At 45.1% G+C, this 525-nt stretch carries 2 rRNA genes; both read left to right on the top strand.

Annotation, left to right across the window (positions count from 1 at the left end):
- Nucleotides 1–101 (top strand): 16S ribosomal RNA (locus L2712_RS19110); the annotation flags it as partial.
- 303 nt (nucleotides 102–404) lie between these two features.
- A 23S ribosomal RNA gene (locus L2712_RS19105) occupies nucleotides 405–525 on the top strand; the annotation flags it as partial.

The following is a 525-nucleotide window of genomic DNA, read 5'->3' as shown; positions in this document are numbered from 1 at the left end:
GCTTAACCTTCGGGAGGGCGTTTACCACGGTGTGGTTCATGACTGGGGTGAAGTCGTAACAAGGTAGCCCTAGGGGAACCTGGGGCTGGATCACCTCCTTACCTATACGATAATTCAATACTTGGTTGGCAATAAACTGCATCCGTGCGTTTATTGCACACAGCACATCCATGTGCTTGAGTGTTCACACAGATAACTTGTTCTTGTTAGAGCGAGTGGCACGTCCGAGCGACGATGCTTGTTCTTTAAAAATTTGGAAAGCTGATAGTAATAACCGAGAGGTTATTGCGAAAAATAATTGAGTTCTCAAAACACACTTTAATCAAGTGCATTGAGTATTCTTTTGGCGAAAGTTGAAACCATTAGTTGCGATGCGGCTCAGATGAAACTCATTTGGGTTGTATGGTTAAGTGGCTAAGCGTATACGGTGGATGCCTTGGCAGTCAGAGGCGATGAAGGACGTAGTAACTTGCGAAAAGCGTTGGCGAGCTAGTAACAAGCATTTGAGCTAACGATGTCCGAATG

Origin of the sequence: Shewanella marisflavi, assembly GCF_023283925.1 — a bacterium.
Classification (GTDB): Bacteria; Pseudomonadota; Gammaproteobacteria; order Enterobacterales; family Shewanellaceae; genus Shewanella; species Shewanella marisflavi.
Note: the sequence above shows the minus strand (reverse complement) of the source record. Positions and strands in the feature narration are given on the sequence as shown.